The organism is Halomonas sp. KM-1, from assembly GCF_000246875.1.
GTDB lineage: Bacteria > Pseudomonadota > Gammaproteobacteria > Pseudomonadales > Halomonadaceae > Halomonas > Halomonas aerodenitrificans.
This window is the reverse complement of record NZ_BAEU01000018.1, coordinates 54,126-76,012: the sequence shown is the minus strand read 5'-3', so window position 1 is coordinate 76,012 and position 21,887 is coordinate 54,126. Positions and strand designations below refer to the sequence as shown.

Below are 21,887 nucleotides of genomic sequence, written 5' to 3'. Positions count from 1 at the left end.
CTAGCGCTTGGCCCACCTTACAAGGATTCAAAATGAAATAAAACGTTACATAAAAAGTGACTTCAGAAACCTCTCTCGAGATTGCGTGCCGATTCCAAGGCATTACGCAAATCTCCCGTTGGTGCATTTGCCCCCATATTTCGGTCCATCTGGATCTGCATTCGCGCCAAGTTGTGCACTTCCTGATGACTGCCCGTCAGCGACACCGACTGATGCACCCCCCGCCCGGCGTGTATGCCCTGCGTTACCTCGCCCTGCCCCGGCATGACGATGCTCATGCCCAGACCGCTTGCCCCACCTTGAATGGACATCTGCACGCCGGTATCGCTGGTCAGTTGAGTCTCGCCATTGCCGATGCCTGCCTGGCCGAAGTCACCATGATTGATGTCGAGCTGGAAGTCGTTGCCCGCCACATTGAAATCACCGCCCGACTGCACCACCTGCACGACCCCGGTGGCATTACCGCTACCGCTATCGATCACCACCGCCTGGTGGCCGGAGGCATCGATATACTCCTGGTAAGCGTCATCGGTAGTGGCCGTGACATGGGGCGTGAAAGTCACCGCCGGGGCGGCGCCGGAAAGGTCGACCTGCAGATCGGCGCGCGTCTCGAAGACCTCTCCCGTCGGCGACTGCCACACCGTCGACATCTCCATACCGAACAGCACCACACTGTTGCCCTGCACGTAGCGGCCGCGTATGTCGGCCAGCTCGCTGGCATCGAGCTGACGAAACTGCCGCTGCTCTGCCTGCGATTCGAACTCGACCGACATGCCGGATGCGCTCGCCGCATCGCCAGCGACGATACCGACAACGATGAGGCTCATGTTGCTGAAGAGCGAGATTCCTTGCTTGCGGGTCATGCTGATGTTCATGGTGCCAACCTCTCAGTTGGGCTCGGCTCAGAACACTTCCGAGTGCTTGAAGCCGAAATCCAGCAGCTGCTGTTCGGGTACCGGGGAGAACACGTCGGTCATGCGCCGGGCGGTCAACGGCTGGGCCGGATCGAGCAGCACCGTCGAGGTATCGAAACCGTCGCCTACCACCGCGAAGATGATGTCATTCCAGGAGGCGAGAAAGTCGTCACGATCCATGACCTTATTGCCAAGCGCCGGATCGCCGATATAGACCCTGTCACCGCGCGCCTTCTTCATCACCACGAAGTGCTCGTAGCCGTCGAGGTTGAGCAGGACGATGACGGGTATCGAAACCTCTTCGAGGGATTCGGGACCGATCTCGTAGCCCCTGCCACGCAATCCGATGCTCTGCACGTAATTGTTCAGGTCGAGCAGCGAGAACCCCAGGCTTCTCACCCGCTCGGGATCGGCCACCTCCATCAACCCGGCCAGCACCGTCTCCTCGGTAACGTCGGTCCAGCCATAGGCGTACTTGAGAATGGTGGCGAGGGATGCCGCCCCACACGAGAAATCCGTCTCCTGCTCGACCAGATTTTCGAAACGCCTTTCCCGTATCGACTGCACTTCCTTGGTCACGACCGTGCCAGGCACCACACCGGCGAACTGAACCGGTGCCGCCTGGACTTGGGAGTATGCGACCGATGCCATGCCGAACATGGCTAACAGAAGGAATGGATTGCGCATCTTCCGTCTCTCGGATGGCTTGAGTTGGGGTCCAGCCGGCCCGCCTGCCGGGCCGGCTGGGCGGATCGTCGATCCGCTGTGGCGACGTTTACTGAGTGCCGGCCACAGCCAGGCTGTTGCGCTGCTGGTTGCCGGAACCGCTGGCGACGCTGACGCCGATGTTGCCGCTGGCGTTCTGGAAGGAACCGCCGCTGACGTAAGCGCTATTGGTCGTGGTCGGACCACCGTAGGTCTTCTCGCCGATGGGCCAGCCATGGTCGACGGTCACTTCCGCCAGGCCGTTGTCGGTCACGTTGGCGTAGGTCTGCTGTACGCCGACGGAAGTCGCCTCGGCGGAGTCGCCCTCGGTCACGGCGGCAGAGAAGGCATTCTGCTGACCGTTGCCGGTACCCGCCGCGGCGTTGACGGCAATGTTGCCGCTGGCACCTTGGAAGGCGCCGCCACTCACGCCGGCAGAATTGGAGGTGCCGGCATTGCTCGCCGCATTGTCGGAAGAGGACTGGAAGGAGAAGTTGGAAGCGCGAGCGAACACCTGGTTGGCATCGGAAGCCGCCAGTGCCGCATCGTTGGCCTGCTGGTTGTTGTCGCCGCCGGCCACGTTGGCGCCGATGTTGCCGCTGGCTCCCTGGAAGGCACCGCCGCTGAGGTTGGCCCGGTTCTCGGTGCTGGCGTTGTTGACCGTATTGCCTTCGTTGAGCTGCTTGCTATCGACGGTTGCGCCGGCGTAGCTCTCGAAGTCGTAGAGATAGAGACCGCCCTCGACTTCGATATCGCTGGAGAAGCTGGCATCGTGCTCGATGCTGACGTCCTTGCTGTTGTTGACGGTTGAAGTGATGCTGCTGCTGGCAGAATAGCCTTCCTGGGCTTCATCGCCGCCACCTGGGCCGGGGTTCCAGAAGTTCGGCTCCGCCTCTTGAGCTAACGCTGCGCCAGAGGCAAGCAGAGCAGTAACCGCGATGGCAATGGGTGCTTTCTTGAAAGTCGTCATTGAGAGTACTCCTGAATGAACCAATGGTTTGCGAGGTTGTAATGGCAACTACGCCGCTCAGTTCTGCCCCATCCTGAAGCGGAAACTGTTGCTGGACGCATTGCCCCTTCCTGCGGACTGGTTGACTTGAACCACACCCGTCGTGCCACGGAAGGCCGAGGTTTCCACCTCGACGTCGCGCCGCGACGAGCGGGAGTCGTCCGAGCCTTGTTCCTGCCCGCTGCCACCGGAAAGCACCTGACTGAGATTCTCACTGGTCAGTGAACTTCCCCGCACGCCCAGGGCCACACTCAAGGTGTTGCTCTGGACATTCTGTGCCCCCGCCGCCTGATTCACGGATATCCAGCCAGCGGACTGGCTCAGGGCGTTGTCCCCGATCCGTACGCTGGCCCGATCGGGCTCGAGGGCGCTGTCTCCGGTTATCTGCTGAACCACGATATTGTTGGCGAGCGCGTTGGAGCCGATGGCAATGGCTCCGGAATTGCTCTGCAGGTTGCGATCGCCCGAGGCGATATTGACGTTGACCGCGCCGGTGACGCCGCTCAGCGCATTGCCACTGATCGAGCTGGCCGCACTGTAGGTAGTGGTAAAGACCTGATGGCGTACTTCACCCTCCTGAGCGAATGAGTGCACGGGTGGTAAGAGCGTCATGGCGCCCAGCACCAGCGAAGCGGCCTTCGCTACGAACACGCGACGCTTCGTATGGCGTGTTGCTGCCGTCTCGAAGTAAGGCATGAGGCTCACCTGATCGTCTCGGTACGCATGGATTGGCGTTGCTGATTGTTCCCGGCCTCCGTCTGCCGTCCGCCAGAGCCGCTCTTGGAGCCGCCACCTCTCTCGTCCCAGAGCACCACGCCCCACGGCTGATCCAGCTCGAGTTCCGAGGAAGGGACATAGCGTCCACGAACGTCATCGAGATGAACCGCATCCAACTCCTGCCAGGCAGCGGTTCTCGTTTCCTCGGCGAGGAAAGCCTCACCTTCCCCCAGGGCGGCGGCAGGGACACACCAGGCCACGCCGAAGAAAAGAGCGGCCAGCATGGCGTGGTTACCCATCGGGCGCTGTCGCTGCGCTTCTCCGGTGCTGGCTTTGACGGCGTTGCGAGTGTTCATCGATTCATCCTCAGCGTGGCTCATCTAGTACCGGGCAAAGACCATGCCAAAACCATAACCTGTTGTTTTAAATAGACTATGCTGAATCGGTGCAAAAGGAGGGTGTAACCAAAAAGAAACGGGGTCTGAGAAACCTCTGTGGAAAAGAGGTGATATGAGCCAGACCACATGCATGGCTCTAGTGCTACTGACAAAAAACGACAACTGGAAACCTGGCTTAACAAGCCAGTGGAACGACATGGGCAAGTGTTTTGCAAGACGCTGATAGAAAAGAATATTTCTTACCAATCAATGGGTGAAAAGGTGGCTTCGGTAGAGGTAGGCCGGCTGATCGACTGATCGCCACGCTGTAAGGAGTATGAAACGTTAAATCCAAATGGAATAAGTCTTTATAACGCAATGCAAAAAACGTATTAACGCATTCTCCTTTTTTGTCCGAGACTCCAGAGACGGTCTTTCGATTACAATAATTTACATTTAGAGATACGAATGTAAGGGAGGGGGAACATGGCCAGTCAATCGCGGATCCTGCTCGTAACCGATATCAATCCCCAGTCCAAGCTGTTCATCGAGCACCTTCAGCAACAGCTGGGGCACGCGGTGACGGCCACCGAAACGGAAGCCATGCCAGCCCTGTCGGAGGACAACATTCTGGTGATTCTCGACCTGGATCATCTGAGCGAAGCCGGCATGCAAAAATGGCAGGCAGCAGTGGATGGTAAAGACAATATCAGTCTGGCCGCTTTCAATGTCCGCGGCGAAGACCATGCCGTAGAGCTGCTCTCATCACTCAATCTCCAGGGGATCTTCTACCGCAACGACAGCGTCGAGCTGATCTGCAAGGGAATCGAGGCCCTGCAGAGCGGTAGCCTGTGGATGTCCCGCGCGCTGATGTCACGCATGATCCAGTTGCTGCGGCGCCAGCAGATGAATTCGTATCGGCCGGCCTGCGGCCTGACACAGCGTGAGCTGGAGATCATCGGCCTGCTCGGCACCGGCGCCACCAATGCGGAAATCGCCGAAAAGCTGTTCGTCAGCGAGCATACGGTGAAATCCCATCTCTACAACATTTTCAGGAAAATCAAGGTGCACAACCGGCTGCAGGCCATGAATTGGGCTCGACGTAACCTGTTCAGCGTTCCCCCCAGCTACAAGCGCGAGATCAGGCATTGATATGACCAGGCGCGATTACCCACAGGAGCGCACCGAAAGGAACATGGTCCATGGAGATGCACCCTCACGTCATACTGGTGGATCGGATACCTGCCAGATCCCGGGACATGCTGGACGCACTGAGCGCTCATGGCTACAGCGTAACGCTATGTGAGAATCCCGAGACAGCAGGCCAGCTCAGTCCGGCAACCGTCTTCCACGCCGGGCTCCTGTATATCGAGAACGACACCCCTGATGCCCTGCCAGCGGTGGAAAGACTCATTGTCGCGAGCGACTTCGAGTGGGTGGCATTGATCGACCCCCAGCGCTCCACGCATCCGAGTGTTAGGCACGCTCTGGGAAAGCTGTTTCACAGTGTGCACACGCCCGACGATCTTCCCGGCTTGCACTGCCTGCTGCTGCATATCGTCAGGCGGCACGCCATAGCCGCCATCGCAATGAAACATTCGTCGCTTCAGGTGGCCGGCAAGAAAATGATCAGCCGCGCACCATGCATGCGTCGCGTCATAGAGCAGATCCAGGTCGTCGCCGGCGTCGATGCGCCGGTATTCATCACCGGTGAATCGGGGACCGGCAAGGAGCTTGCGGCAAGAGCGGTCCATGAACTGTCCGCTCGTGCCAAGGCCCCCTTCATTGCCGTCAACTGCGGTGCGATTCCTCCCAATCTGATCCAGTCCGAACTGTTCGGCTACGAGAAGGGAGCCTTCACCGACGCCTACAGCCGCCGCATGGGAAAGATCGAGGCCGCGTCGAGTGGCACCCTGTTCCTGGATGAGATCAGCGAGCTTCCTTATGACCTGCAGGCCAATTTTCTGCGCTTCATCGAGAGCGGCAGCATCTCGCGCCTGGGCAGCCACCGGGAAACCCCCATAGACGTGCGCATCATTGCCGCCTCCAACCGAGACGTGTCGTTGCTGGCAGAGGAGGGCCGTTTCCGACATGACCTCTTCTACCGCCTGAACGTGCTCGAAATCAGGATGCCACCGCTGCGTGAGCGCAAGCAGGATCTCGAGACGCTGGTCGAACTCTTCTTCGAACGCTTCAAGCAATACCGACCGCCCGGCCTGGTGGGCATCAGTCCCCAGGCCATGCGCCTGCTTCACGAGCATGACTGGCCGGGCAACGTCCGTGAGCTGATGAACACCGTATGTCGCGCCATGCTCATGTCGGATACGCCATACATCGAAGCCGCGGACCTCCCTATCGGCAAACCGGACCGTCCACGCCGACCGGCAACCTTGGAGGAAATACGCCAACAGGCGGAACGCACCACCATCGTCAACGCCCTCAAGAGAAGTCGTCACAACATCGCGCGCGCATCGCGGGAGTTAGGGGTCTCTCGCGTCACGCTGTACCGCCTGATGGACAAGTACGACATCCAGCGCCTTGACGAACGGCCCTAATCACAACGGTTCCTTGGAACCAGGCATCAAGGGAAACGAAATCATGAGCACAAGAACAGCCATACTGTTGTCCGCCGCAACTGGCCTGGGACTGGCCTTGTCACAAACCGTGGCCGCCCAGGAAACGGCTGCACCCGCTGGTATCACCTCCCCAGTGGGCCAGGCGCCGGTGGCGGAACAGCCGCAGCAGCCCGAAGTGCAGGCCATCGCCGATATCGGCGGCGTGCTGACACCACGCGGCCGCCTGGTGATCGAGCCCTCCCTGCAGTACTCCCACTCGGGGGTCAACCGACTTACGTTTCGCGGCATCGAGATCCTCAGCACCCTGTTGATCGGAGTGTTCAGCGCCGAGGAGGCAGAACGCGACATCTGGACGGCCGCGCTGACCGGCCGCCTGGGCGTCACCGACCGGCTGGAGCTGGAGCTCAGAGTGCCCTACGTCTATAGGGACGACACCCTGAGAGCCACGGTTCCAACGGTGGGAGACGATAGCTTTGATATTGACCGAGACCTGTCGGGCAACGGACTCGGGGATATCGAGATCACCGCCCGCTATCAGCTCAACCGCGGCCAAGGTGGCTGGCCCTTCTTCGTCGGCAACCTGCGCTACAAGAGCGTCACCGGAGACGGCCCCTTCGATATCGCCCGGGACTCCGACGGCATCGAACAGGAGCTGGCAACCGGCTCCGGTTTCCACGCCATCGAACCCAGCATCACGGCGCTGTTCCCCTCCGACCCGGCAGTGTTCTTCGCCAACCTCGGCTATCTCTACAACATGAGTGACAACGTCGACACCCAGCTCACCGAGGAATTACGCATTACCAAGGTGGATCCGGGCGATGCGGTACGGCTCAGCTTCGGCATGGCCTACGCCATCAACCCGCGCGCCTCCTTCACCCTGGGCTTCAAGAACGACTTCATCGACAGGACCAAGACCACCTATTTCCAGGATGGGCGTACCGCGACCCAGAGTTCACGTACGTTGAACGTCGGCTCGCTGCTGCTAGGCTGGTCCTACCAGATCAACCCGGACGTCTCGGTCAATCTGGGGCTTGAGCTGGGCGTCACCGACGACGCACCCAATACCGTGCTGACCCTGCGGGTACCTTTCGGCACCAACGCCTTGGCGAGATGGTAGACGCGAGCATGTGGAAAATGGGGGTTGGAAACGTGGGTCGGTGCCGGGCACCGACCCACGTTATCGCCCAGATTGCATTCAGCGTGCCAAGGATTCGGTAATGGCGTGACGCTGCTGCGCCGCCCGCAGCGCGGGCAGGTTGTTGATCTGCACGCCAATATCGAGCCGCTGCTGGATGTCCCGCTCCGAGGCATCGCTGACCACACTGCCGAGAATGGCGTTCTTGGTGGCCGAGTGGAATACCGCGGTAAAACCCTTGGTATCGTTCACCACCAGCCCGGAAAGATCTTTCATGCCGGCCAGATTGATACCGTTCGGTGTCAGCTCCATGATGGTACTGCCGCTACCTTGACCTACCCGACTGACCACCTGGCCTTCGATCGTTCCCTGCTGACTGACGGTCTGCGACACCATCTCCGCCCCGGTGGGATGGATGACGAAGACGGTATCCATGCGCACGTTGTCGACCAGGGTCTGCAGCGTGGCACCGAAACTCATGTCGAGCCCTGCCAGCTGAAAACCGCCTCTCAGCTCCTCGAGCTCCGCCTCTTCGAGAGGCTGCAGGTAAGAGAAAGAGAAGTCGGTCGCCTGAAGCGCAGGACTGGCTGCCCACAGCGAGGCGATGCATATCCAGCCGAGAGCGCGAGATGCGGCAGCGCAAAACGGTTGACGGACTTGCGTCTCCCTTGGGAGTTGGCGTGCTTTCATCTCTATCGTCCCAGTTCATTGATGGCGGGCAGCTGCAGCAGCATCGAGGCCACGTCGGCACGACCGATACCCTTGCCGACGGGAGCCGATGGGCGGATCTGCCAGTCACGCTCATGGTTGAAGTTGGCTCTGGCAATTTCCGTTTCGGCTCGCGCACCCAGTACCAAGCCGCTCCAGATCGACTCGAAGTGGTCCTTCGGCACTGCTACGGTGCCCACCGCGGGGTCACCCACCAGCACAGCGCCTTCATCCATACCCTTGATGACGACGAAATGGCGGTAACCTCCAGTGTTGATCAGTGTGATGGCGGGAATCCCGATGCGAGCCAGATCGTCGAGCCCGACGCGAAAACCGTCCGATTGCAGTCCTTGGGCATCCAGGTAGCGCTTCATGTCGAGCATGGAGAAGCCGTGCTCCTTGATGTGCTCCACCTCGCCGGCATGGATCATCGCCTCGAATACCTCGGCCTCGGTGGTAGGTCTGTCGTAGTGGTAGGTGAGCAGCGTGGCGACCGATGCCGCGCCGCAGCTGTAGTCATACTGCTGGGCGACGACACCGTCCCAGCGCATCTCCTGATGGCTCCTGGCAGGAACCGTCAGCGAACCGAAGCCGCCATTCAGCGCTATCGTCACCCCCGCCTGTGACGGCAAGGCCTGCAGCAGTGTGACGAGACACAATGACGGTACGCTCAGCCAGCGCATGGTCCTTCCTCCCCCTTGTCGTCTCGCGCCCCTACTGGGGGGCGTAGATACTGATGCTGACTCCCGTCGAGACGGCATTGGCATGCCCCGTCATGAGGTTCATCAAGGTGATGCCCGAGATCCTGTCCATGGCATTGGCCTCGATGGTGATATTGCCCGAGACGATGGTATCGGCCGTGAAGGACGCTCCCTTTGCCGCCGACTCCAGGTTCTGAATGCTCTGTACGTTCACCAGATCGCGGAAACCCTCTCTGCCCGAGATGGTCTCGAGCTCACTGGCATCGATGTGCTGCAGCTCGGCGAACCCTGTCGCTCGCACATCCGCCAGTGCTATGGAACAGGCCCCCCCCAGTCCTAACAGCAACGCAATCCCGATTCCCTGCCCGATTCGTTTCATGGCCCCGTTTCCTCTTCGGCTGTCTATCCAGACTACCCACAGGGTCGAACAGGGCCGGCGGTTGCCCGCCGGCCCTCGCCTGTGGCCTCACAGGACCCCGTCAGTTGCCGATATGGACGTTGCTGTGTGCCGCCACGTTGGTACCTGCCAGCTGCGAGTTGTAGATACCGGTGGAGAGGTTCATGTTGGCGATACCGCCGAAGGTCCCGGCGCCAGCCGCCATGGAGGCGCCTCCGGTGACCAGCGAGGCACTGCCACCGTTGCCGCCGTTGCCGCCGTTGCCGCCATTGCCGGCATTGGCGTAAGCATTGCCACTGGTGCCGGTTCCGCCGCCGCCGCCGCCGCCGTTGCCGGTGGAGCTTCCCCCATTGCCGGCCAAGGCATCGCCACCTGCACCACCATCACCACCAGTGCCAGTGCCGGTGCCACTGCCACCGCCAGTACCGCTGCCAGCGCCACCGGTGCCACCAACCACTGAGGGGGAAGACGTAGCATCACCGCTACTGCTGCCGCCAGCTTCAGCGTATCCATCGTCGATATCATCCCCAGCAAGGTTCCCGGCAATTCCGCCATAGGAGCTGTTATCGGCGCCAGCACTGTTGTTACTGCTATTGGCATTACCTCCCTGACCTGCTCCCAGACCTAGGCCCAAACCAAGGCCGGTACCATCACCGCCATCGTCACCATTCCCGCCAGCCGCCAGAGAATGGCCACCACTGCCACCAGTGCCATCACCGCCAGCGCCGCCAACACCAACGCCGACAGTCACGGCCAGCGCATCACCACCGCTGGCACCAGCGCCACCAACGGCACCATCACCTGCCGTGATATTGATGCGTGAGCCCGTGACAGTGGACCTCAGGTCCTGGATCGCCACCACGCTGGTGCTGGTGTTGTAGGATTCGCTCAATGCCCAGGCATCGCCACCGGCTCCGCCAGCACCACCGGCTCCACCCATACCACCGGCTCCACCAGTCCCAGTACCTGACGTAGCGTTGCTGCTAGCCTGGTTGTTATTGTCATCGTCCATTTCGTCAGAGAAGGTTCCGGAGAGAGCGTTGGCGTTACTGCTACCAGAGCCACCACTTCCACCATTTCCACCTTGGCTACTGCCACCGCTGCCGCCAATGGCTATAGCGGTTGAGTTCACTTCCTGATCGACAGTTTCCGCTGAGCCCGAACTGGGGTTGGCATGCGCATTGGAAATGGCCAGCACCAGCGCCAGCAACGATGACCCCGCGATTACGTAATACTTTTTCATGGTACATCTCCCTATCATGCATGATGATATCTTCCAGAAAATGACCAAGTTGGCTGACGCATTTCGGCCGGACCCTTCTCGGGAATACCTTCCCAATCCCCTCTCCATTTCCGTCGAAAGCCCATAGCTAACGGTCGGACAATCTATCGCATACTTCATGCCGGGAGTTAAAAATTGACATATAGATCAAAGAAATAAGGGTTGGGAGATCATGCCCTCTTGGCTAGCATAGGGAGAATCAGAAGCGCAGAAGTCACAAAAGTACAAAAAGCGTATCACAATTCTAACATTAAATTCAGCCAAGCAGATCCTCACTGGAAAACAGCTTAATATTCAATCCACTATGAAAGACAAGCCATGTACCGGCTTCATTACACATAGATACTAAAAAAATTTTAGGCAATTGAAGGCCCACAGGTTTTTGCAGAACACGACATTTTAAGATGCCGTGCGCAACAAGGCAGGCATTTATCTGCATGAACAAGGAAGTAATTTCGCTAATCCAGCACTACCAGAAGTACAACACCCGAGTATCAAATACTCAATAGTACAGCAGGAAGAATTGAAGCGTGCCTGTCACCCCGGCGAGAAAATACATGGAAGGTTGGCAGCACTCCCGTTGACTGCCAAAACAGAGCATGAAGAGTGGTCTGGCCTGCAGTATGACGGAAACCATTCGAGTATCGTAATGTAACATAACGCATTTCGAATGAAAATAATTCACTTGTCTGTCAATTTATCTGTAAGAAACCTCACGAGGAATGAGAGGAACCATCGAACATCTTATTGTTTTATATGATTTTTCAGATCAAGTATGGGAAAAATCAGCCGATTGGGATTAGGTTAAACATGCGATAACATATATTTACAAAGTGAGTGCCTTGGACGAGGCTTCCCTGTACCCTTTTCATCGGGGCTTGGAAATATCACACCCAGAAAGGCAGGTACATCAGGAGAAGACAAGCATGGAAACAGGTAAAGGGATCGTCCTGCTAGCTACTGAAATCAACCCACAGACCCAACTTTTCGTCAATTACATTTACCAGGAATTGCAGCATAACTTGAGCATCGTCTCACCCAATTCATCCCTGGAGGCCGCCAGGCACGTGGGCGAAGATGGAGAGGCTTGCAACGTCGTTCTTCTCGACCTGGATCATCTCGACGAAACAGACCTGCAGGCCTGGCAGACGCAGTACCATAACCAGCCTCAGTGGGTACTGACTGCGTTCAATCTCAGGGATGAAGAACATGCAGCTCAACTGCTCAGCTTCATGCAGCTCAAGGGAGTTTTCTACCGCAGCGACAGCCTCGAGCTGATCTGTAAAGGCATTCAGAGCCTTCTTGATGGCGACCTGTGGATGTCACGTGCGCTGATGACACGCCTGATAGAGTTTTACCGCCGTCAGCAGTTCAACTGCTATCGCCCCGTTTGTGGCATCACGCAGCGCGAGCTGGAAATTATCGGGCTGCTGGGCTCGGGCGCATCCAATACGAAAATTGCCGAAATTCTTTTTGTGAGCGAGCACACGGTAAAATCCCACCTCTACAATATATTTAGAAAGATCAATGTCAGTAATCGCATACAGGCAGTGAACTGGGCTAGGCAAAACTTGGGGCCCCCTCCCCCCTTATCGCTTCAGCGCTACGAAAGAACCTCACCCAGACACTGACAAGAGAGCGGGCTATCGCCATGGCTTTCCCCCCCAAAACGCCGGCAATCGGCATCGTCCTGATCACGTTTGGATCCCTTGCCCTGGCGGAGCCGCAGGCCCCGGCCCCAGACCTACCGACGTTTCCCGGGGAATCGCAGCCCCCCCAAAGCGCCATAGAAGAACGCCTGGAAGAGGAAGGAGCCGGAGAAGCATTATCCCGTCAATTCCGCCTCGGTGAACCAGGTCTATCAGGCGTCATCGTCGACCGCACCATCACCATGATGGGAAAGACGTTTTACCGGCGTTTCAGTCAGTTAAGTCAAGACAGCCATATCCTGACCAGCACGACGCTGTCCGTGCACGAACGCCCGGACGCACGCTGGGGAAGCCAGATCTGGGTATCGGAAAACAATCGCATTCTGTTCCAGGCGACATTGCCACCCAGACAGAGCGACATCGACCGCTATGCCGAGGCAGCCGCTGAGCAAGTGGAGCAGCTCCTGGTACAGCGCAGCATCATGCAGGCGCTGGAGAGCGACCCGGACCTGGCTGACGACGAAATCTAGCGGAAAGAGCCAACGTCACAAGAAGGAGAACATCATGAAGATCCGCCCATTGAAATTTGCCTTACTTTTCTGTCTGCTTCTGCCTCCGGCAGGAGTACAGGCAGGAGAGCTGATTTATCGCCCCATCAACCCATCGTTCGGTGGGGACCCTCTGCTTGGTAATCATCTGCTCAATAAAGCACAGGCACAGGATACCAATAGAGATCCAAACGCCCCCGATTTCGGAAGATTTTCTGAAGTGGACTTCTTCCTTCAAGACCTGCGTGCCGATCTCATTAACCGAGCAATCGACAATGCGCTCGATCCTAACAACCCCGGTGGAAGCGAAAGCGTCATCGACAACTCCTCCCTCAATGTCAGGTTCGTCAACGTGGGTGGCGGCGCATTTCAGATGATCATCACCGACAAGAGAACCAACGAAGTGACGCGCATCGACTTCGGAACACCATTCTAAGGGGATGAGCATGAACGTATTTAGAGTCGGCCTCATGTCAGGTCTGATCTTCCTCGGTGGGTGCGTCGGTATGGTCACTTCTCCGGAGGGCCTTGAAGGAGCACCTGCGACACTGATCCCTCGGTCTGGCACTTATGTGGACCTTACCAACCTTCCCCGGCCCGCAGCCCCTATCTTCACAGCCGTGTATGACTTCAGAGATCAGACGGGGCAGTATCGCCCCCAACCCGCCAGCACCTTCTCGACGGCTGTGACCCAGGGCGGCGCTGCCATGCTGAGTTCCGCTCTGGCCGACTCTGGCTGGTTCGTGCCGCTCGAGCGCGTCGGTTTACAGAACCTGCTGACGGAGCGCCGTATCATTCGCGCGAACCTTGAACGGAACGGGCGAGAACATGAGCTCGGCTCGCTCAACGCAGCACGAATCCTGATGGAGGGCGGCATCATCGCTTACGACTCCAACATGAAGACAGGCGGTGTAGGAGCGGAATATTTCGGCATCGGCGCATCCGGCCAGTATCAAGTCGACCAAGTGACCGTCAACCTTCGTGCCGTGGATATCGCAACGGGAGAAGTGCTCGCCAACGTGAATACCAGCAAGACGGTTTATTCCTATGAGGTGCGGGCAGGTGTCTATCGTTTCGTCAGTTTCCGCCGCTTGCTGGAAGCCGAGGCGGGCTATACCCACAACGAACCGGTGCAGATGGCCGTGATGTCGGCAATCGAATCTGCCGTCATTCATCTCGTCACACAGGGAGTCGACCGAGGGTTGTGGAACCTGGCAGACCCATCCGAATACGACAACGAAGTACTCATGGCTTACCGCGATGCCTCCTCCCCCATGCTCTGAAACAGCCCGAATTTTTTTAGGCGCCATATTTTGGCGCCTTTTTTTACATTTGTGTTTCGGCACGGTTAATTCCTGAAGACAAAAAACTAATTCTCCTGCAAAAACCGCGAGTGCTAAAAATTTAATACCACGAATAGAACTTCCGAATTATGGAATAAATGCACGCGCATACCGACACTGTAACTGAACGTAAAATCGCTAGAGTAAGTGCCATGAAGAAAAATGGAATTGTTACATTTTCTGTAGGGATGGCTCTAGTTGTGGCCAAAGCCGCCTCGGCCGGCGATCTCATGCCAAGTTCCGAACTCGATGTCGAATCGGCGAGCTCCACGTCTCGACAGGTGGCGACCATCTACCAGGCCGGCCAGGGAAATGAAGCTACTATCCTGCAGCAGGGTAGCCATAACGGCTCGCGTATCATGCAGCAAGGCTTTGCCAACGTTGCCAGCTCAAGGCAAGCCGGACACGCCAACGAAGCTCGAGTAGTGCAGAGCGGCGCTCACCTTGAAGCGTCGATCCTGCAAAATGGTCTAGGCCATGACGCCGGTATCGTGCAGATCGGGTACGGCAAAGAAGCGACCATTCACCAGCATGGCGCTTATGGAAGTGCCGAAATTCATCAGTTGGGAACTCATCGCACAAGTCCCATCACCATCACCCAGTTCTCACGTGGACAGGCAGCCGTCCAAGTCTATCGCTACTAGCTTCGTGGCTACCAGCGACTGCTCGGAACCTGCCATGGAGAAGTGCAAGAAGCATGGTTCATATAAAGATAATTGCTTGATTCCGTAAGTGGCAAATGGAAGCGATAGCCATGCTATCGAATCCTGAATCCACCCTGGCGGCAACAACGCTCAACCAGGGATTTCAAACGAGAGGGAATGGATATGAAATTCAAGATGACCGTCATGGCAGCCGCTATCGCTTTCTCCGGTGCGGCTCTCGCCAATGGAAACGTTTCCGACGTCGATCAAACCGGTTTCAACAACGACGTCAGCGTATCCCAGCTCACGCAGTTTGGTGGGGGTAACAATACCTCGGGTGTGAGCCAGGATGGCGTAGGCAATAGCGCGACCGTCCATCAGCAGGGCTGGTGGGGGCATAACGTATCGGACATCGAACAGGCAGGCTTGGGCAACGATGCCGATGTCTTCCAGAACGGCACCAATAACAGCGCTTCCGTCAGCCAGGAAGGCATGTTCAACACTTCCGACAGCCAGCAGATCGGGACGAAAAACGTTCTGGAAGTGAGTCAGGAAGGTGCCAAGAACAACGCCTCCACCTACCAGAACGGCTGGAACAATTTTGCCGACATCAGCCAAGAGGGCTTCGCCAACAGCTCCGACGTGGTACAAGACGGCAAGTTCAACGTCGCTCAGGTCCAGCAGGAAGGTCTCAAGAACGCTTCCGACATCACCCAGTCCGGCAACAACAACTACGCCAATGTCGATCAGAGCGGCAGCTTCAATGACTCCACCGTCGTCCAGAGCGGAACTTCCAACATCGCTGAAGTACACCAGCGCGATCTGAAGAACACCTCCGACATCACCCAGTCTGGCACCAACAATTATGCCAGTGTAGACCAGAGCAATTTCAACAACGACGCTATCATCGTCCAGAACGGTCGCAGCCACGTCTCCGAGGTGACTCAGAGCGGCTATAACGACCTGGCCGACTCCTTCCAGTCCGGCAAGAACCACTACTCCTCCATCACCCAGTCCGGTGCCGGCCTGCTGAGCCTGGCCAGCAACACGGCCACTCACGTGCAGATGGGTAGCAACAACTCAGCAACCACCACTCAGGTGGGCGGCGGCAACACGGCTCACGTATTCCAGCACTGAGCTTGATCGGAAAAGGCCCCGCTCGGGCGGGGCCTTTTCACTGCATCATTGCCGCGATACGGCTTGAGCAATACCGGACCACCTGCGCGAGACGAGGCCTGATGAAACGCTTGCTGCTTGCCGTTGCGCCTCTTTGCTTGATTGCGCTCCTTTCACCGATCGCTTTGGCCGAGACGCCGATCGACACTCAGCGTCAGGCCCTCGTGCAGCAGGCTGTCGACAGCGGCCAATGGGAAACGGCGATATCGCGCCTCGGTGTGCTTTACGCACGCACTGGTGACGTTGCGGTACGCAGTGACCTGATCGCACTGCTGATACGCGCCGATCGACTCGACGAGGCTCTCTCCGTTTGCCCGGGCTGCTCCGCCGATGTGTACACGAAAAGTGAACTGCTCGATCTGGGCGGTGCAGCACGCCGGCAAGGGAATGCGGAGCTCGCTCTGAGCTTCTTCTCGCACCTGGCCCTGCGAGAGCCCGAGGATCCGGCTGCCTGGCTGGGCCAGGCGCTGGCGCATACCGATCTTGGGCAGTACGCGCTGGCCGAAAGCGCATTGAGTCGCTACGAGATGCTTTCCGGCACCACGCTGGAAGCCATGGAAGCAAGAGGCTACCTGGCGGCCGAGACCGGCAACGTCCTCGCCGAACTCCAGGCACGCCAGGCTCTGGTCGAAAGAGGCCCGGACCGTGCCAACGAGATACGTGCTATGTATCGGCTCGCCTTGAGACTAGGCGCCAGCGAGCCTGCACGCCGGATGGTCGAGCAACACCCCGAACTCTTCACCTCCAGCGATGCCCTCTGGCTGCGCTACTACGAGGGCGTCAATGCCCTCCGTCTGGGCATCCATATCGACGATTATCGCAGCATCGAGCGGGGTCTGGCGCTGCTCGATCAGGTCGTGGCGGCAGATGACCTGCACCCCGATCTGGCAAGGCTGGCGGACTATGACCGCGTCGTGGCGCTTGCTCAACTGCGTCGATTCTCACAGGCCGAGGCATTGAGCGAGAGGCTACTTCACCAATACGGCCGCTTGCCCAACTATGTCCTGCGGGCCAGGGCGCATGCACTCAACGGCTTGGGGAAGCCCGAGCAAGCCATAGCGATCTATCAAGCCCTGCTCCGGGACGAGCCAGAGCGGGGGGCGGACCTGAGCGATCCTCTCTATAAGGCGCTGTTTTTCAGCCACACGGATGCCAGACAGTTTCGCGAGGCGCAGCGCCTGCTCGAAGCATGGCGCCGCACAGAACCTCCCTATCGCCGGGATTTCACCGGCACCACCCATATCGAGAACCCCAATCTGTCGAAGGTACTCCTGCTCGACACCATGCTCGAGGCCTGGCGGGGTAACGAACGAGAGGCACTGACTCAGGTCGACGCCTACCTGGCCGAAGCACCAGCCAATGCCTATCTATGGCAGCTGCGGGGCGATATCGGACGCTGGCGCGGCTGGCCCGAGCAGGCCCAGGCCGACTATCGCCAAGCCGTTTCGCTACTGGGACCCGACCAGCGCGATACGGCCCGCCACGGTGAGTTGATGGCCAGACTTCAGCAGGGTAACTGGCAAGGCACGGTAACGCAGGTACGACAGGAACTCGACAACGCCAAACCCAGCGTATCGAGAGACAACCTCGAGCGGGAGTGGCGGGAGCAGCGCGCCGCTGAGCTCAGCTTTTCCGTCGAGCAAAGCGATGGCCAAGGCGGTGGTGGCACCCAGGCATCCAGGGAGTGGCGCAGCGATATCGTCTTTCGCTCGCCCCGCAGCGACAACGGGTCACGATACTTCCTGCAGCATCGTCATCAACAAGGCACCTTTGACGAGGGTTCACTGCGGGCGGGGTATGCCATCGCAGGCTATGAGTGGAATCTCTTTCCCAGTCAGGTCACGCTGGCTGCCGGTCATGGCCTGCATCTCAACGACGAACCGCATTTCAGCGCCGCGCTGCGCCATGACTTCACTGACCATCTCGCCGTCACCCTCGGCGCCGAATACAACAGCCTCACCACGCCGCTACGTGCCTTGAATGACGACGTCAGCGCCGACCGCTACCACGCAGCATTGACCTATCGGCGTGATGAAAGACGCAGCCTGGGTACCGAGATGAGTCTGACCGATTTCGAAGATGGCAACCTGCGTCGCAGCGCGCTCGGCTATTGGCAGGAGCGGCTCTTTCACCGCGACCGCTGGTTGCTTGCCGCCACGGGTTGGCTCGGCGGTTCTCTCAACGATGAGGTGGATGCCAGCTACTACAACCCCGAACGGGACACCTACCTCAGTGGAGAGCTGATGCTCGAGTACGCTCATCCCCTGGGCTATCGCCGGACCTTTACTCAGGGCATCACGGCCGGTGTCGGCCGGTATTGGCAGCAAGGTGAAGACGATGACGATACCTGGAGCCTCGGCTATCACCAGCGCTGGGAGCTGTTGCCGAGCGTATCCATCGAATACGGCATTGCCCGCCAGCGAGCCGTGTACGACGGCCAGGCCGAACACGACACGGTAGTGACTGGAACCCTGGTATGGAGATTCCCATGAGCGTCAGGATGGCCCTTCTCTTCGGCCTGCTCTACCTCTGCATTCTCGCACAGCCCGCCCTGGCGGCCCGGGAGGGCAACGACTTCGTGGTGATCAGCTACCATGACGTGGTCGATTTCGATGTGACACCGAAACTTGCCCTGCTGCCGCAGACGATCACACGAACGCGCCTCATCGAACACTTCAACCTGATAAGGGCCCACGGCTACCAGCCCGTTTCCTTGCAACAGGTACTCGATGCCGAGGCCGGCATCGCCCCCTTGCCCGACAAGGCCGTTATGCTGGTCTTCGATGATGGTTATCGAAGCTTTTACGACATCGTCTACCCACTTCTGCAGCTCTATCGCTACCCTGCCATCACGGCGATAGTCGGCAGTTGGATCGATGTTCCGCCAACCGACCCCGTGCCCTATGGCGACGGCTTTCTCGAACGGGATCGCATCATGACTCGAGAGCAGCTGCGCGAGCTGCATGACGATCCGCTGGTAGAGATCGCATCGCATACCTACGACCTGCACTATGGGGTGATCGGCAACCCCCAAGGCAATGAACAGGCGGCCGCCGTCACCAGCCGCTGGCAGACAGACGGTTACGAGAGCGAGGCCGACTATCTGCAGCGAATACGTGACGACATGCATCGGGCCAGCGAGCAGTTGAAGGAGATCACCGGCACGCCACCGCGTCTCATGGTGTGGCCCTACGGAGCCTACAGTCAGGCCACCCTGGATATTGCCGCCGAGCACGGCATGCCACACAGCTTCAGTCTGCTCAGCCAGCCCAACCGCATCGGTGACGGCACGAGGGTCATGGGCCGCTACCTCATCGATCAGGAAACCAGCCTGCAGACCTTCGAGGAAATACTCAGCAACCGGGTGTGGGAACGCGACGTCCTGCGTATCGTGCATGTGGATCTCGACTACGTATACGATCCCGACCCCATTCAGCAGGAAGCCAATCTGGACCTGTTGATCGACCGCATCTACCGCTTCGGGGTCAGCACGGTCTACCTGCAGGCTTTCGCCGACCCCAACGGCAATGGCGTGGCCGAGGCTCTCTATTTTCCCAACCGTCATCTCCCGATGCGCGAAGATCTGTTCAATCGCGTTGCCTGGCAGCTGAAGAAACGCGCCGATGTAAAGGTCTATGCCTGGATGCCGGTGCTCGCCTTCGATCTGGGTCCGGGGCACCCCTACGTCACGGATGCCAGGACTGGGCAGAAGGCCACGGAACACTACCTGCGTCTCTCACCCTACTCGGCAGCCAATCGACAGCTCATTGCCGAGATTTACGAAGACCTCGGCCGCATGACCAAGTTCGATGGCCTGCTCTTCCACGACGATGCCTTCCTGACCGACTTCGAGGATGCCAGCGAAGAGGCTCGAAGTGTCTACGCAGACGAATGGAACCTGCCACCCGATGTCGACAGCATTCGCGCAGATGAAGCGCTTTTTCACCAGTGGACCCAGCGAAAGACTTCGTTCTTGACGCAGTTCACCCTCGAGCTGGTCGAGGCTGCCAACTACTATCGGCAATCCGACAACAAGACTTTCACGATTTCTCGAAACATCTATGCGCTGCCTATTCTCGAGCCGGAGAGTCAGGCCTGGTTCGCTCAATCGCCAGAGGATTTCGCTGCCGCCTACGACTATGTCGCAGTCATGGCCATGCCTTACATGGAAGAGGCTGGTAATCCGCAGCGCTGGCTGGAGGAGTTGGCACGAGCTTCTCTGGCTGCCGTTCCTGCCGATCGGTTGGTGTTCGAATTACAAACACGTGACTGGCGAGACGATACACTCGTTCCCAATGAAGTTCTCATGAGCTGGATCGATACCGTCAAGCAAACTGGCGTCAGGCACATCGGCTACTACCCCGATGACTTTCACATCAATCATCCTGATATTTACATGCTGCGTCCGATTTTCTCTCTTGGCCGAAGATTCGGGGTGCAGCAATGAATATCCTTGATGCCATATCGATATTTACCTATGCCTATCCCAGCGTCATGGCCACGATATGGATCTGCGGGGGGCTCTATTTTTACTTGCATTGGGAACGAAAACAGGCTTGGCCTGAACCTCAGGTATGGGATGAAACATGCCCCCATGTTTCCTTGTTACTGCCCTGCTATAATGAAGCCGCTAATATCCGGGAAACCATAGAGCATCTGAACCATCAAAATTACCCAAAACTGGAAATCATCGCCATCAATGATGGCAGCAAAGATGCTACAGGAGAGCTACTGGAGTCTCTCAAGCTCACCTGTCCGAACCTGAAGGTCCTTCATCAGAGCAATCAGGGCAAGGCCAGCGCTCTCAACCATGGGCTCAAGGAGGCCACCGGCGAGATCATCGTTGGCATCGATGGCGATGCCATTCTCGATTACGACGCCATCGGCTACATGGTGGGGCACTTCCTGCAAAGTTCCAACGTCAGCGGCGTAACCGGCAATCCCAGGGTGAGAACGCGCTCCACGGTGATCGGCAAGATACAGACCGGTGAGTTCTCATCCATCATCGGCTTGATCAAGCGAGCCCAGCGAATCTACGGCATGGTGTTCACGATTTCCGGCGTGGTTTGCGCGTTTAGAAGGAGCGCGCTAGAAGCCATCGAAGGGTGGAACACCGACATGATCACCGAGGACATCGATATCAGCTGGCGCCTGCAAATGGCGGGAGGACAGGTCCGCTACGAGCCGAGGGCGCTGTGCTGGGTGCTGATGCCGGAAACGCTCCGTGGTCTGTTTCGTCAGCGCCTGCGCTGGGCCCAAGGCGGTGCAGAAGTCTTTTTGCGCTACTTCACTCAAACGGTGAGATGGCAGAACCGGCGCTTCTGGCCATTGATGCTGGAGTACATGGTCAGCGTTGTGTGGTGCTACTCGGCATTGTTCATGCTGCTGTCTTGGCTCTTTTCCTTGGCCTTCCTCACATCCTCAACGGTCTACTCGGGCGCTCTTCTTTCTTATGTAGGAAGCACCCTTATCATACTGAGCTTCGTTCAGTTTATCGTCAGTTTTGCTATCGACAGTCGTTATGAGAGAGGTATGTTGCGTTGCGCATACTGGTGTGTCTGGTATCCGCTCGTCTACTGGCTATTGAACATGGCTACGGTTGTCTTGGCAGTACCCAAAGCCGCAAAGCGACAGAAAGGCCGATTGGCTACCTGGACCAGCCCAGACAGAGGAGAAATCTTCCATGAATAAGTTGCATCCAGTGGTCATCAACAATCCACGTAAAAGGAGCCTGTCCTATCGGGCAAGGGACCTATCCATTACCGCACTGACCTTGGCCGTTTGGCTGGCGCTGATCGCCAAGACGACCATCTCCATCGTCAGCAGTGATGTCTGGATACTGACGATCGCGACTTCGTTGCTGCCGAGAGTGATCGTCCTGGGGTTCATCCTGACGTTCCTCAGCTTTCACTGCTGGGCCCTATACAAGCGATATCTTTATCACCGCAGGCAGAAAGGCAGCTCCGGCCTGCATGCCTCCAGGCAATCCGACGCCATGGCCTGACC

23 protein-coding genes are annotated in these 21,887 nt (G+C 58.1%); 14 read left to right on the top strand and 9 right to left on the bottom strand.

The window, feature by feature from the left end:
• Window positions 1-62: 62 nt before the first annotated feature.
• The 5 genes from B8115_RS01635 to B8115_RS01615 form a co-directional block, all read right to left on the bottom strand.
• Window positions 63-863, bottom strand: coding sequence for a hypothetical protein (locus B8115_RS01635; RefSeq protein ID WP_141638479.1), 801 nt, complete (start codon window positions 861-863; stop codon window positions 63-65).
• A gap of 39 nt (window positions 864-902) precedes the next feature.
• A complete protein-coding gene (locus B8115_RS01630) occupies window positions 903-1,601 on the bottom strand; it encodes a C39 family peptidase (protein WP_010625992.1) in 699 nt (232 codons plus the stop codon).
• A gap of 88 nt (window positions 1,602-1,689) precedes the next feature.
• On the bottom strand, window positions 1,690-2,589 hold the full coding sequence (locus B8115_RS01625) for a hypothetical protein (RefSeq protein ID WP_010625991.1): 900 nt from the start codon (window positions 2,587-2,589) through the stop codon (window positions 1,690-1,692).
• Window positions 2,590-2,646: 57 nt separating this feature from the next.
• On the bottom strand, window positions 2,647-3,324 hold the full coding sequence (locus B8115_RS01620) for a hypothetical protein (RefSeq protein WP_010625990.1): 678 nt from the start codon (window positions 3,322-3,324) through the stop codon (window positions 2,647-2,649).
• Window positions 3,325-3,329: 5 nt separating this feature from the next.
• Window positions 3,330-3,701, bottom strand: coding sequence for a hypothetical protein (locus B8115_RS01615; protein WP_010625989.1), 372 nt, complete (start codon window positions 3,699-3,701; stop codon window positions 3,330-3,332).
• A 507-nt stretch (window positions 3,702-4,208) separates the two neighbouring features.
• Between B8115_RS01615 and B8115_RS01610 the strand changes: the two genes are divergently transcribed.
• The 3 genes from B8115_RS01610 to B8115_RS01600 all read left to right on the top strand — a co-directional run bounded on the left by B8115_RS01610 (window position 4,209) and on the right by B8115_RS01600 (window position 7,415).
• Window positions 4,209-4,874: a LuxR C-terminal-related transcriptional regulator gene (locus B8115_RS01610; protein WP_010625988.1), complete on the top strand. Its 666-nt coding sequence runs from the start codon at window positions 4,209-4,211 to the stop codon at window positions 4,872-4,874.
• Between the two features lie 290 nt (window positions 4,875-5,164).
• A complete protein-coding gene (locus B8115_RS01605; protein ID WP_158409629.1) occupies window positions 5,165-6,277 on the top strand; it encodes a sigma-54 dependent transcriptional regulator in 1,113 nt (370 codons plus the stop codon).
• A gap of 43 nt (window positions 6,278-6,320) precedes the next feature.
• Window positions 6,321-7,415 carry a transporter gene (locus tag B8115_RS01600; RefSeq protein WP_141638478.1) on the top strand — a complete coding sequence of 365 codons (1,095 nt, stop codon included), beginning with the start codon at window positions 6,321-6,323 and terminating at the stop codon, window positions 7,413-7,415.
• A 78-nt stretch (window positions 7,416-7,493) separates the two neighbouring features.
• On the opposite strand, the gene B8115_RS01595 is transcribed toward B8115_RS01600, so the two are convergent.
• From B8115_RS01595 to B8115_RS01580, 4 genes are all read right to left on the bottom strand, one after another.
• On the bottom strand, window positions 7,494-7,913 hold the full coding sequence (locus B8115_RS01595) for a hypothetical protein (protein ID WP_010625985.1): 420 nt from the start codon (window positions 7,911-7,913) through the stop codon (window positions 7,494-7,496).
• A 212-nt stretch (window positions 7,914-8,125) separates the two neighbouring features.
• The gene (locus B8115_RS01590; RefSeq protein WP_010625984.1) at window positions 8,126-8,824 is read right to left on the bottom strand and encodes a C39 family peptidase; all 699 of its coding nucleotides are present in this window, start codon (window positions 8,822-8,824) and stop codon (window positions 8,126-8,128) included.
• A gap of 31 nt (window positions 8,825-8,855) precedes the next feature.
• Window positions 8,856-9,221: a hypothetical protein gene (locus tag B8115_RS01585; protein ID WP_010625983.1), complete on the bottom strand. Its 366-nt coding sequence runs from the start codon at window positions 9,219-9,221 to the stop codon at window positions 8,856-8,858.
• A 100-nt stretch (window positions 9,222-9,321) separates the two neighbouring features.
• Window positions 9,322-9,600: a hypothetical protein gene (locus tag B8115_RS01580; protein ID WP_010625982.1), complete on the bottom strand. Its 279-nt coding sequence runs from the start codon at window positions 9,598-9,600 to the stop codon at window positions 9,322-9,324.
• Window positions 9,601-9,927: 327 nt separating this feature from the next.
• Between B8115_RS01580 and B8115_RS24025 the strand changes: the two genes are divergently transcribed.
• From B8115_RS24025 to B8115_RS01535, 11 genes are all read left to right on the top strand, one after another.
• Window positions 9,928-10,062, top strand: coding sequence for a hypothetical protein (locus B8115_RS24025; protein WP_267965879.1), 135 nt, complete (start codon window positions 9,928-9,930; stop codon window positions 10,060-10,062).
• 1,385 nt (window positions 10,063-11,447) lie between these two features.
• On the top strand, window positions 11,448-12,152 hold the full coding sequence (locus B8115_RS01575; protein ID WP_010625981.1) for a LuxR C-terminal-related transcriptional regulator: 705 nt from the start codon (window positions 11,448-11,450) through the stop codon (window positions 12,150-12,152).
• A 20-nt stretch (window positions 12,153-12,172) separates the two neighbouring features.
• Window positions 12,173-12,700, top strand: a complete 528-nt coding sequence (locus tag B8115_RS01570; RefSeq protein ID WP_010625980.1) for a CsgE family curli-type amyloid fiber assembly protein — start codon at window positions 12,173-12,175, stop codon at window positions 12,698-12,700.
• 34 nt (window positions 12,701-12,734) lie between these two features.
• A complete protein-coding gene (locus B8115_RS01565) occupies window positions 12,735-13,154 on the top strand; it encodes a curli assembly protein CsgF (RefSeq protein WP_085941243.1) in 420 nt (139 codons plus the stop codon).
• Between the two features lie 10 nt (window positions 13,155-13,164).
• Complete coding sequence (locus B8115_RS01560) at window positions 13,165-14,001, top strand: CsgG/HfaB family protein (protein ID WP_026037806.1); 837 nt, start codon at window positions 13,165-13,167, stop codon at window positions 13,999-14,001.
• A 212-nt stretch (window positions 14,002-14,213) separates the two neighbouring features.
• Window positions 14,214-14,705: a hypothetical protein gene (locus B8115_RS23215; RefSeq protein WP_158409628.1), complete on the top strand. Its 492-nt coding sequence runs from the start codon at window positions 14,214-14,216 to the stop codon at window positions 14,703-14,705.
• Between the two features lie 183 nt (window positions 14,706-14,888).
• Window positions 14,889-15,842 carry a hypothetical protein gene (locus B8115_RS01555; RefSeq protein ID WP_010625976.1) on the top strand — a complete coding sequence of 318 codons (954 nt, stop codon included), beginning with the start codon at window positions 14,889-14,891 and terminating at the stop codon, window positions 15,840-15,842.
• A 101-nt stretch (window positions 15,843-15,943) separates the two neighbouring features.
• Window positions 15,944-18,373 (top strand): poly-beta-1,6 N-acetyl-D-glucosamine export porin PgaA, encoded by a 2,430-nt coding sequence (gene pgaA, locus B8115_RS01550; protein ID WP_010625975.1) that lies wholly within the window; start codon window positions 15,944-15,946, stop codon window positions 18,371-18,373.
• Window positions 18,370-20,328 carry a poly-beta-1,6-N-acetyl-D-glucosamine N-deacetylase PgaB gene (gene pgaB / locus B8115_RS01545; protein ID WP_051004578.1) on the top strand — a complete coding sequence of 653 codons (1,959 nt, stop codon included), beginning with the start codon at window positions 18,370-18,372 and terminating at the stop codon, window positions 20,326-20,328. The genes pgaA and pgaB overlap by 4 nt, the downstream gene beginning before the upstream one ends.
• Complete coding sequence (gene pgaC, locus B8115_RS01540) at window positions 20,325-21,572, top strand: poly-beta-1,6-N-acetyl-D-glucosamine synthase (RefSeq protein WP_010625973.1); 1,248 nt, start codon at window positions 20,325-20,327, stop codon at window positions 21,570-21,572. The genes pgaB and pgaC overlap by 4 nt, the downstream gene beginning before the upstream one ends.
• On the top strand, window positions 21,565-21,885 hold the full coding sequence (locus tag B8115_RS01535) for a hypothetical protein (RefSeq protein ID WP_010625972.1): 321 nt from the start codon (window positions 21,565-21,567) through the stop codon (window positions 21,883-21,885). The genes pgaC and B8115_RS01535 overlap by 8 nt, the downstream gene beginning before the upstream one ends.
• Window positions 21,886-21,887 lie beyond the last annotated feature (2 nt).

Excerpts from the sequence above, each read along its gene's own strand:
- B8115_RS01635 (WP_141638479.1), bottom strand. The coding sequence starts at position 863 with ATGACCCGCAAGCAAGGAATCTCGCTCTTCAGCAACATGAGCCTCATC.
- B8115_RS01630 (WP_010625992.1), bottom strand. The coding sequence starts at position 1,601 with ATGCGCAATCCATTCCTTCTGTTAGCCATGTTCGGCATGGCATCGGTC.
- B8115_RS01625 (WP_010625991.1), bottom strand. The coding sequence starts at position 2,589 with ATGACGACTTTCAAGAAAGCACCCATTGCCATCGCGGTTACTGCTCTG.
- B8115_RS01620 (WP_010625990.1), bottom strand. The coding sequence starts at position 3,324 with ATGCCTTACTTCGAGACGGCAGCAACACGCCATACGAAGCGTCGCGTG.
- B8115_RS01615 (WP_010625989.1), bottom strand. The coding sequence starts at position 3,701 with ATGAACACTCGCAACGCCGTCAAAGCCAGCACCGGAGAAGCGCAGCGA.
- B8115_RS01610 (WP_010625988.1), top strand. The coding sequence starts at position 4,209 with ATGGCCAGTCAATCGCGGATCCTGCTCGTAACCGATATCAATCCCCAG.
- B8115_RS01600 (WP_141638478.1), top strand. The coding sequence starts at position 6,321 with ATGAGCACAAGAACAGCCATACTGTTGTCCGCCGCAACTGGCCTGGGA.
- B8115_RS01595 (WP_010625985.1), bottom strand. The coding sequence starts at position 7,913 with ATGAGTTTCGGTGCCACGCTGCAGACCCTGGTCGACAACGTGCGCATG.
- B8115_RS01590 (WP_010625984.1), bottom strand. The coding sequence starts at position 8,824 with ATGCGCTGGCTGAGCGTACCGTCATTGTGTCTCGTCACACTGCTGCAG.
- B8115_RS01585 (WP_010625983.1), bottom strand. The coding sequence starts at position 9,221 with ATGAAACGAATCGGGCAGGGAATCGGGATTGCGTTGCTGTTAGGACTG.
- B8115_RS24025 (WP_267965879.1), top strand. The coding sequence starts at position 9,928 with ATGGCCACCACTGCCACCAGTGCCATCACCGCCAGCGCCGCCAACACC.
- B8115_RS01575 (WP_010625981.1), top strand. The coding sequence starts at position 11,448 with ATGGAAACAGGTAAAGGGATCGTCCTGCTAGCTACTGAAATCAACCCA.
- B8115_RS01570 (WP_010625980.1), top strand. The coding sequence starts at position 12,173 with ATGGCTTTCCCCCCCAAAACGCCGGCAATCGGCATCGTCCTGATCACG.
- B8115_RS01565 (WP_085941243.1), top strand. The coding sequence starts at position 12,735 with ATGAAGATCCGCCCATTGAAATTTGCCTTACTTTTCTGTCTGCTTCTG.
- B8115_RS01560 (WP_026037806.1), top strand. The coding sequence starts at position 13,165 with ATGAACGTATTTAGAGTCGGCCTCATGTCAGGTCTGATCTTCCTCGGT.
- B8115_RS23215 (WP_158409628.1), top strand. The coding sequence starts at position 14,214 with ATGAAGAAAAATGGAATTGTTACATTTTCTGTAGGGATGGCTCTAGTT.
- B8115_RS01555 (WP_010625976.1), top strand. The coding sequence starts at position 14,889 with ATGAAATTCAAGATGACCGTCATGGCAGCCGCTATCGCTTTCTCCGGT.
- pgaA (WP_010625975.1), top strand. The coding sequence starts at position 15,944 with ATGAAACGCTTGCTGCTTGCCGTTGCGCCTCTTTGCTTGATTGCGCTC.
- pgaB (WP_051004578.1), top strand. The coding sequence starts at position 18,370 with ATGAGCGTCAGGATGGCCCTTCTCTTCGGCCTGCTCTACCTCTGCATT.
- pgaC (WP_010625973.1), top strand. The coding sequence starts at position 20,325 with ATGAATATCCTTGATGCCATATCGATATTTACCTATGCCTATCCCAGC.
- B8115_RS01535 (WP_010625972.1), top strand. The coding sequence starts at position 21,565 with ATGAATAAGTTGCATCCAGTGGTCATCAACAATCCACGTAAAAGGAGC.